This is a genomic window from Elioraea sp. (assembly GCF_051860475.1).
GTDB lineage: Bacteria > Pseudomonadota > Alphaproteobacteria > Acetobacterales > Acetobacteraceae > Elioraea.
Genome location: NZ_JBHYDW010000009.1, coordinates 1 through 9535, shown reverse-complemented (window position 1 = coordinate 9535; position 9535 = coordinate 1). Strand labels below are relative to the sequence as shown.

Annotated in this window: 5 protein-coding genes; 4 read left to right on the top strand and 1 reads right to left on the bottom strand. The window is 72.6% G+C overall.

The window, feature by feature from the left end:
* Nucleotides 1-97: 97 nt before the first annotated feature.
* Nucleotides 98-3793: a hypothetical protein gene (locus ACTIFU_RS03155; RefSeq protein ID WP_439576834.1), complete on the bottom strand. Its 3696-nt coding sequence runs from the start codon at nucleotides 3791-3793 to the stop codon at nucleotides 98-100.
* Nucleotides 3794-3905: 112 nt separating this feature from the next.
* Between ACTIFU_RS03155 and rimP the strand changes: the two genes are divergently transcribed.
* From rimP to infB, 4 genes are read left to right on the top strand one after another with little or no spacing between them, the layout of a single operon-like run.
* Entirely contained in the window at nucleotides 3906-4466 is a 561-nt protein-coding gene (gene rimP / locus ACTIFU_RS03150; protein ID WP_439576833.1) for a ribosome maturation factor RimP, read from the top strand.
* A gap of 15 nt (nucleotides 4467-4481) precedes the next feature.
* A complete protein-coding gene (gene nusA / locus ACTIFU_RS03145) occupies nucleotides 4482-6014 on the top strand; it encodes a transcription termination factor NusA (protein WP_439576832.1) in 1533 nt (510 codons plus the stop codon).
* 21 nt (nucleotides 6015-6035) lie between these two features.
* Entirely contained in the window at nucleotides 6036-6668 is a 633-nt protein-coding gene (locus ACTIFU_RS03140) for an RNA-binding protein (RefSeq protein WP_439576831.1), read from the top strand.
* A 4-nt stretch (nucleotides 6669-6672) separates the two neighbouring features.
* On the top strand, nucleotides 6673-9333 hold the full coding sequence (gene infB, locus ACTIFU_RS03135) for a translation initiation factor IF-2 (protein ID WP_439576830.1): 2661 nt from the start codon (nucleotides 6673-6675) through the stop codon (nucleotides 9331-9333).
* Nucleotides 9334-9535 lie beyond the last annotated feature (202 nt).

Sequence of the window (9535 nt, the reverse complement as noted above, 5' to 3'; positions counted from 1 at the left end):
CGAGGCGCTGTGCGGGCTGTATGGGGACGGGAACCCCGCTAAATAGCGCGGGGGGGACCACGGTGGTCCCCCCAGACCCCCCTCCATCACGACGGCGCTAGGCCGTCAGGCGCGCCTGCAGGCGGCGCACGAACTCGTTGCTGGTGGTGTTGTCGTTGGTGCGCGCCGCGTTCACCACCAGCAGGTCGCGCACCGCCTTCGCGGCCTCCGGCGGCCAGGTCTCGGCGATCCGCAGATAGGCGCCGCGGAAGCGCGGATCGTCGAGATGCGCGTCGAGCAGCGCCGCATCCGCCCGGAACGCGGCGGCAATGAAGAAGTCCCAGACGCGGTCGTGGCGGAACATCTCGCGGTCCTCGGTGTCGTCGGCCGCGCGCCGTACCGCCCGGCGCACCAGCAGCTTGCGCTCGAGCAAGCATGGCCGCTCCGCCTCGAACGCGCCGGCGCCGAGCCAGTTGCGGTCCTCTTCGCGCATCGCCACCGCGTGGCGGCCGAACGGCACCAGCGGGAACGGGCGCCCCGCCTTGGCGCGGTAGCTGTCATTGCCCGGCCCCTCATCGGCGAGCCGGAATGCCTCGTCGATCAGGCCGGTGGCGCTTGGCGCTGCGCCCTGGGCGATCAGATCGGCGGCGAAGGCGAGATCGAACGGGTTCGACAGCACGAGCGCCGCCGCCTCGCGCTCGGGCTCGGTCGGCGCCTCGTCGAGCGCGCGGCGCAGGAACGCGCGCACCGCGTCCTGGTACGCCGCGCCGTGCACCCTTTGCGACGCATCCGCCCCGACCGGGCGCGAGAGCAGGAACGCCTCCGCCTCGTCGCGCGCGAGCGGCAGAAGGTCGATCACCGCCGCACCGGCGGGCGGCGTCCACTCGATCGGCTGCGTGCCGATCACGATGCGCCCCTTGCGGTTCGCGGCCGCGAACGAGCGCACGCGCTCGCGCGTCGCAGCCGAGACCTCATTGAGCCCGTCGATGATCACGCCGAGCGTGCCCGCATGCACCATGCCGCGCACGAAATCCGTCTCCTGCACGCCCTTCATCAGCGCGGCGACCGCTGCTGCGACACCCGCATGGCAGTCGCGCGCGTGCAGGAACGCGACCGGCCCGCGCGTGCTCGCCGCCAGCCAGCGCAGCGCGCTCGTCTTGCCGAGCCCTGCCTCGCCGCGGAGCACGACGACGCCGTCGAGGCTGCCGAGCATCTCCTGCACCGGCTGCGGCGGCGCGGTCCCGCGCCGCGCCTGGCCCTGGCCGAAGAAGCCGAGCGCGGCGAGATCGTCGAGCTTCGCCTCCGCCAGCAGGTCGTCACGGAACGGTGCGAGCAGGCGCCGGCGCAGCGGCGGGACGACCAGCAGCAGCAGCGGCACCACGCCAAGGCTGAGATAGCGCCGCACCACGGGGCTGAACAGGAACGCGGCCTGCACCGTGCGCGACCATGGGAAGGCGACGACGAAGGCGCCCCAGAACACGATCCACCCGCCGGCCGCCCAGGTGACGCCCTGCCAGAACGGCGCGGCCGCGTCGCGCGCGAGCTGATCCGCGAGCATCCGGGCACCGGCAGGGCTGCGCCCGGCGAGCTGGTCGCGCAGCGCGGCGATGGTGATGGCCTGATCGTCGTTCCAGCAGCGCCGCACCGGCCCGTCGAGCGGCAGGCGTGCGAGCCAGCGGAGCGCGCCGGACAGGACCGCACCGGGTTCGCGCGTGCCGTCGGGCAGGGCACAGGCGCGCTCGGCGATCAGCGCGACGACGCGCTCGGCCTCCTCATGCAGCGGCCCGGCAGGCATTGCGTCCCAGTGGCGCAGCAGCACGGTGAGCACGCGATGCGCCTGCGCCGGATCGCCGGCCAGCGCATCGAGCGGCCGCGTGGCCGGCTGGCCGAGCCAGCGCAGCAGCAGCGTGGGCTCGCTGTGCGGATCGCCGCCGGTGAGGATGTGGGCGAGGGCGCGCCACATCGGCATGTCGTGCTGTCGCTCGCGCAGCGCATGGTCGAGCAGCGTGAGCAGGTGGCGGGGGCGGAGCGGCTCAGCGTTGCGGAGGATGCCCGGACCCCAGGCCGCGCCGCGTGTCCTCGCGGCGACGAACGCCTCGGTCAGGGCGGCCTGCACCCGAGAATCGTTGAGGGGTGCGAGCGCCCAGGCCGTCCTGACGCGAGCATCCCCGCTCGGCTCGAAGGCCGGATCAAGCCGCCTGAGCAGCAGGTCGAGCAGAGGGGGCGTCAGCGCCCGCCCGGGCAGCCGCAGCAGCGCCTGGGCGGCCTGCGACCGGGTTCCCGCGTCGGGTTCGCGCGCCGGATCGAGACGGCCGCGCAGGGTGTCGATGACCAGCGGCGACGGATCATCCGGCATCAACTCGCGCAGCGACCAGGCCGCACCCCGGCGCACGCCACCGTCCGGCTCGTGTGTCTCATCAAGGGAGCGGATCAGGGTCTCGATCGCGCCCGGATCGATCACCGTGGCCGGGAGGCGCGCGACGCTGTAGGCGGCCGACGAGCGGACACGGCTGTCCGGCTCGTGGCGCGGTTCGAGCGAGCGGAGCAGGCGTTCAACGACGGGGCGAGAGACCTCCCCGGCCGAGCGCATCGCGAGCGTCCGGGCCGCTTCGCTTCGGACGAAGGCGTCCGGCTCCGCCTCGGGATCGAGCCGCGCGCTCAGCTGTGCAATGTCCCGGGGCGGCAAGGGAGACGTCCCAAAGGAGCGCAGGGCCTGGAGCGCCTCCCGCCGGACGCGGTTATCGGGTTCGCGTGCAGGGTCGGCCGCCGCGGCGAGCCTGGGCGCGTGCACGGCGACGAGCGGATGGGTGGCGTGGTTCGCCAGCGCCTGCAGCGACGCCATGCGCATGATGTAGTCGGGCTCAGCGGCGGGATCGAGCCGCGCGAGCAAGGCCGCAACGACCTGCTGCGTGATCCGGCCGCCGGGGATTTGGCTGAGCACGCGCGCCGCGTTCGCGCGCGCGCTGGAGGAAGCGTCATGCGCGGGCGCCAGTCCGGCGACCAGCCGACCGACGAACTCGGGCGAAACCGCCGCGAGCGCGATCTCCTCCGGCATCTGCCGCAGGGCCCAGCCGGCGGAACGATAGAACGGACCATCGGGCGCGAGATCGCGTGCGACCACGGCCGCGACCTCCGCGGACAACAGCTCCGGCGGCAGGCGGCCCAGCGCACTGAGCGTGGCTCGCCGCACTTCATGGAACGCGTCGCGCTCCCTCGCCTGCGCAAGCCGCTCCAGCAGCGCGGCACGGACGGCCGGCGTCCAACCCGTCGTCGGAAGCGACTCGAACAGGCGCGCGAGGGCGTTGCGCGGATTGCTGTGCGGCTCGACGCCGATCCGGGTCAGCACCGTCAGCGCCAGCGCCGCCGTCGCGTAGCGCTCGGGCAGGTGCGCAAGCACCACGGCCACGTTGTTTCGCACCGCGCCGTCGGGCTCGACCGCCGGATCAAGGCGCGCGAGGAGAGCGTCGACGACGTCCTGCGTGATCGCGTCCGGCGGCAGGCGGGTGAGAAGCCAGGGCAGCCTCGAGCGCTCCGCACCGGGAGTGACGTCCACGAGGCCTGCCAGAGCGGCGGCGACCAGCGCGTCCCTGCGGTCGCCCGGCGGCAGGACCGGCAGCAGCCAGTCGACCCCCTGCACCCGCATGACCCCGTCCCGCGCCGCTGGGTCCGCGGCGGCCGCGAGCACCCCCTCGACCATCCAGGCCGGCGGCGGCCCGGGATCGTCCTCCTGCGCCGCGAGCGGCGGCGCCAGCGTCAGCACCACGGCAATGAGCAGCCCGGCGAGCGACGCGGCAAGGCTCCGCATCCGCTTCATGCCGCGAGCGTAAGGCTGTCCCGCGTCCGGCCGCAACGCAAACCCGGCCCGGCCCCAGCCCTTGCAATCCCCCGTCCCCCGGCGTATCTGACCCACAACACCTGCCGGACTGATGGAGGGTGGCCTCGGAAACGGGGCCGCCTTTTTGATTTTGAACGACACGCCACGCCACGAGGGCGTCGAAGCCAAGGTCGCTGCCCTGATCGCGCCCTCGCTCGAAGCGATGGGCTACGAACTCGTCCGCGTCCGGCTCAGCGGCAAGGAGCGCCCCACGCTGCAGATCATGGCCGACCGCGCCGACGCGGCCTCGATCACGGTCGAGGACTGCGAGGCGATCAGCCATCAGGTCTCGGCGATCCTCGATGTCGAGGACCCGATCCGCTCGGGCTATGTGCTGGAAGTGTCCTCGCCCGGGATCGACCGGCCGCTCACGCGCGCGAAGGACTGGAACCGCTTCGCCGGCCACCTCGCGCGTGTCGAGATGGCGATGCCGATCGACGGGCGGAAGCGCTTCTCCGGCGTGGTCCTCGGCGCCGAGCCCGGCGGGGCCGCGCGGCTCCGGCTCGACGACGGCACGGAAGTGCATCTGCCGCTCGCCGACATCCGCTCCGCCCGGCTCGTGCTGACCGACGCCCTGATCGACGCAAGCCGGCCGAAGCCGGCCACCAACTGACCATCCGAGGGACCCATGGACATCGCCATCGCCCGCCCCGAACTGCTCCAGGTCGCCGATGCGGTCGCGCGCGAGAAGACGATCGAGCGCGAGGAAGTGCTCGAGGCGATGGAGCAGGCCATCCAGAAGGCCGGCCGCGCCAAGTACGGCCACGAGAAGGACATCCGCGCCACCATCGACCGCAAGACCGGCGAGGTGAAGCTCAGCCGCTGGACCGAGGTGGTCGAGACGGTGGAGAACGAGTCGACCCAGATCCCGCTCGCGATCGCGCAGAAGATCAGGCCGGGCATCGGCGCCGGCGAGTTCATCGTCGATCCGCTGCCGCCGATCGATTTCGGCCGCATCGCCGCGCAGACCGCCAAGCAGGTGATCGTGCAGCGCGTGCGCGAGTACGAAAGGAAGCGCCAGTTCAACGAGTACAAGGACCGCGTCGGCGAGATCGTCAACGGCATCGTCAAGCGCACCGAGTACGGCAACCTGATGGTGGATCTCGGCCGCGCCGAGGCGTTGCTGCGGCGTGACGAGCTCATTCCGCGCGAGAGCTACCGCAACGGCGACCGCGTGCGCGCCTACATCTACGACGTGCGCGAGGAGACGCGCGGGCCGCAGATCTTCCTCAGCCGCACGCATCCGAGCTTCCTCGCGCGGCTGTTTGCGCAGGAGGTGCCGGAGATCTACGACGGCATCATCGAGATCAAGGCGGTCGCGCGCGATCCCGGCAGCCGCGCCAAGATGGCGGTGATCAGCCACGACTCCTCGATCGATCCCGTCGGCGCCTGCGTCGGCATGCGCGGCAGCCGCGTCCAGGCCGTGGTGCAGGAGCTCCAGGGCGAGAAGATCGACATCATCCCCTGGTCGGCCGACCCCGCGACCTTCGTCGTGAACGCGCTCGCGCCGGCCGAGGTCTCCAAGGTCGTGCTCGACGAGGAGGGCCGGCGCATCGAGGTGGTGGTGCCCGACGACCAGCTCAGCCTCGCGATCGGACGGCGCGGCCAGAACGTGCGGCTCGCCTCGCAGCTCACGCGCTGGGACATCGACATCCTGACCGAGGCCGAGGAGTCCGAGCGCCGCCAGGAGGAGTTCAAGCGCCGCTCCGCCCTGTTCGTCGAGGCGCTCGACGTCGACGACGTGATCGCCGGCCTGCTGGTGACCGAGGGCTTCGTCTCGGTCGAGGATCTCGTGATGGTGCCGCTCGAGGAGCTCGGCGCGATCGAGGGCTTCGACGAGGACATCGCCGCCGAGCTGAAGCGCCGCGCCGAGGAGTTCATCTCCAGGCGCGACGCGGCACTCACCGAGAAGTACCGCGAGCTTGGCGTCACCGACGAGGTTGCCGCCGCCCACCCCTTCACTCCGGCCCAGCTCGTCGCGCTCGGCGAGAAGGGGGTGAAGACGCTGGATGATCTCGCCGACCTCGCCTCGGACGAGCTGATCGAGATCCTCGGCGCGGAGGCGATGGACGAGGAGACCGCCAACGCCGTGATCATGGCTGCCCGCGCCCACTGGTTCGAGGGCGAGGAGGCCGGCTCCGCGAAACCGGAGCAGGGCTGAGCGGAGGATCGCGCCACGCCGATGCTCGCCGCCCCCGACGCCGCCGCGGAGGAGCCCGAGACCGGGCCGACCCGCCGCTGCGTGCTCACCGGCGCGCGCCAGGCCAAGGAGGCGATGATCCGCTTCGTCGTCGGGCCGGACGGGCAGGTGGTGCCCGACCTTGCCGCACGGCTGCCCGGACGGGGAATGTGGTTGAGCGCGCAAGGGTCTGTGCTAGAAGACCGCAGGCTCGGACAGTCTTTCGCGCGCGCGGCGAAGGCACGGGTGACGGTTCCCGACGATCTGCGGCCGCGTCTGGTCGCCGGGCTGGAGCGCCGGGTGGCCGACCTGCTCGGCCTCGCGCGGCGGGCGGGACAGGCGGTGGCTGGGTTCGTGGTGGCGCGCGACTGGGTCGCGTCCGGCCGGGCCGGGCTGGTGGTGGAGGCGCGCGACGGCGCACCGGACGGGCGGCGCAAGCTGCTGGCGGGGGCCTCGGTGCCGGTGGTCGCGCCGCTGACCGCCGCCGAACTCGGGGCCGTGTTCGCGCGCGACCACGTGGTTCATGTCGCGATCATGCCGGGCCGGCTCGCCCGGGCGATCGCGACGGAGACATCGCGGCTCGCCGGTGTGCGGGGCGATGCGCAGTCAACGGATGACGGGAACGGGACCGGCTGATCGGATGAGCGAAACCAACGAGCAGGAACAGGGCAAGGGCCGGCTGTCACTTGGCCGCGGCCGCCTTGAGCTCGGCAAGACCGTCGATGCCGGCAGCGTACGCCAGAGCTTCCCGCATGGCCGCAGCAAGGTCGTGCAGGTCGAGGTGGTGAAGAAGCGCGTGGTCGCGCCGGGCGCCGCGACCGCGAAGGCCGCCCCGTCGCCGGCGCCGTCCGGCCCCGCGCCGTCCGGCCCCGCCCGCGCGCCCCAGCCCCGGCCCTCCGCCGCGCCGCGCCAGCTCACCACCGAGGAGCGCGCCGCCCGCCAGCGCGCGCTCGAGGAGGAGATGCGCGAGCAGCGCCGCCGCGAGGCCGAGGCGCAGTCGATCTCCGTGCTCTCCGCCGCCGAGGAGGCGCGCCGCAAGGCCGAGGAGGAGGCGCGCCGCCAGACCGAGGAGCAGGCGCGTCTGGCCGCCGAGGCCGAGGCCAAGCGCCGCGCCGAGGAGGAGGCCAAGCGCCGCGCCGAGGAGGAGGCCAAGCGCAAGGTCGAGGACGTCGAGGTCAAGCGCCGTGCCGAGGCCGCCGCGGAGCGCGCCGAGGCGCGCGGCCGCGCCGTCGCCCCTGCCCCGGCCCCTGCCGGTGCCACGCCCGCGCGCCCCGAGACGCTGCGCCTGCGCGGCGCCGAGGAGGAGGACGAGGCCCGACCTGTCCGCCGCCCCGGCGCGGCGCCGGGCGCGCCCAAGAAGCCCACTCTCACGCCCGCCAAGAGGGGCCTGCCCGACCGTGACCGCCGCGCCGGCCGCGTCAACGTCGCCGCCGCGCTCAGCGACGAGGACGAGCGCGTCCGCAGCCTCGCCTCGTTCCGCCGCCAGCGCGAGCGCGAGCGCCAGCAGGCCGAGCGTGACCGGCTGCGCGCCGAGGGCAGCCGCGTGGTGCGCGAGGTGATCATCCCCGAGGCGATCACCGTGCAGGATCTCGCCGCGCGCATGGCGATGCGCGGCGCGGACGTGATCAAGGCGCTGATGCGCCTGGGCGTGATGGCGACCATCACCCAGAGCCTGGATGCCGACACCGCGGAACTCGTCGTCACCGAGCTCGGCCACAAGCCCAAGCGCGTGAGCGAGAGCGATGTCGAGCTGGGGCTCGAAGGCGCGGCGGATGTCGATGCGGATCTGCGGCCGCGCCCGCCGGTCGTGACCGTGATGGGCCATGTCGATCACGGCAAGACCTCGCTGCTCGACGCGCTGCGCCAGACCGATGTCGCCGCCGGCGAGGCGGGCGGCATCACCCAGCATATCGGCGCCTACCAGGTCGAGCTGCCGTCCAGGCAGAGGATCACCTTCATCGACACGCCGGGCCACGAGGCGTTCACGGCGATGCGCGCGCGCGGCGCCTCCGTCACCGACATCGTCGTGCTGGTGGTGGCGGCCGATGACGGCGTGATGCCGCAGACCATCGAGGCGATCCGCCACGCGCGCGCGGCGAATGCGCCGATCATCGTGGCGATCAACAAGATCGACAAGCCGGATGCGAAGCCCGAGCGGGTGCGCACCGACCTGCTGCAGCACGAGGTCGTGGTCGAGGCGATGGGCGGCGAGACCATCGATGTCGAGGTCTCGGCGCTGAAGAGGACCAATCTCGACAGGCTGGAGGAGGCGATCCTGCTCCAGGCCGAGATCCTTGACCTGAAGGCGAACCCCAACCGCGCTGCCGAGGGCACGGTGATCGAGAGCAAGCTCGACCGCGGCCGCGGCCCGGTGGCGACCGTGCTGGTTCAGAAGGGCACGCTGCGCCAGGGCGACATCGTCGTCGCCGGCGCCGAGTGGGGCCGTGTGCGCGCGATGCTGGACGACAAGGCGCGCCCGCTGAAGGACGCGCCGCCGTCGATGCCGGTCGAGATCCTCGGCCTTGCCGGCGTGCCCTCGGCGGGCGAGCCCTTCGTCGCGGTCGAGAACGAGGGCCGGGCGCGCGAGATCAGCGAGTTCCGCCAGCGCAAGATCCGCGACAAGGCCGCCGCCGGCTCGGCTGCCGCGCGCGGCACGCTCGACCAGATGCTCGCGCGCATCCAGGCGGGCGAGCAGAAGGAAGTGGCCGTCGTCGTCAAGGCCGACGTGCAGGGCAGCGCGGAGGCGATCCAGGCCACCGTGCAGAAGCTCGGCAACGACGAGGTGCGCGTGCGCGTGCTGCACACCGCGGTCGGCCAGATCACCGAGAGCGACGTGCAGCTCGCCAAGGCGTCGGATGCGGTGATCGTCGCCTTCAACGTGCGCGCGACCAGCCAGGCGCGCGACCTCGCGACGCGCGACGGGGTGGACATCCGCTACTACTCGATCATCTACGACGTCGCCGACGACATCGAGAACCTGGTGAAGGGCAAGCAGGCGCCCAAGCACCGCGAGAAGTTCCTGGGCTATGCCGAGATCCGCAAGGTGTTCGAGATCACCAAGGTCGGGAAGGTGGCCGGCTGCATGGTCACCGATGGTCTGGTGAAGCGTGGTGCGGGCGTGCGGCTGTTGCGCGACAACGTGGTGGTCCACACGGGCGAGCTCAGCCAGCTCAGGCGCTTCAAGGACGACGTGCGCGAGGTGGCGAAGGGCTACGAGTGCGGCATGGCCTTCGCGAACTACCACGACATCCGCGAGGGCGACGTGATCGAGTGCTTCGAGTCGGAGGTCGTGCCGGCGTGATCGGGTCCGGGCCGGCGATGCCGGTCTGAGGTCGTTCGCCGACAAAACGATCGCCCGTCCCGGCGCTGGCCGAGCTGTGCGGGGGCGGCTTCCCGCGCCCAGTGTGCCGCCGCTACGCGTCCTGCCCGGCGTTTCGTCGGCTGAGCGATTCGGGGCATTCCTTGAAGCCTAAGAGCCCATCCGGGAAGAAGTTGAGTCGTTT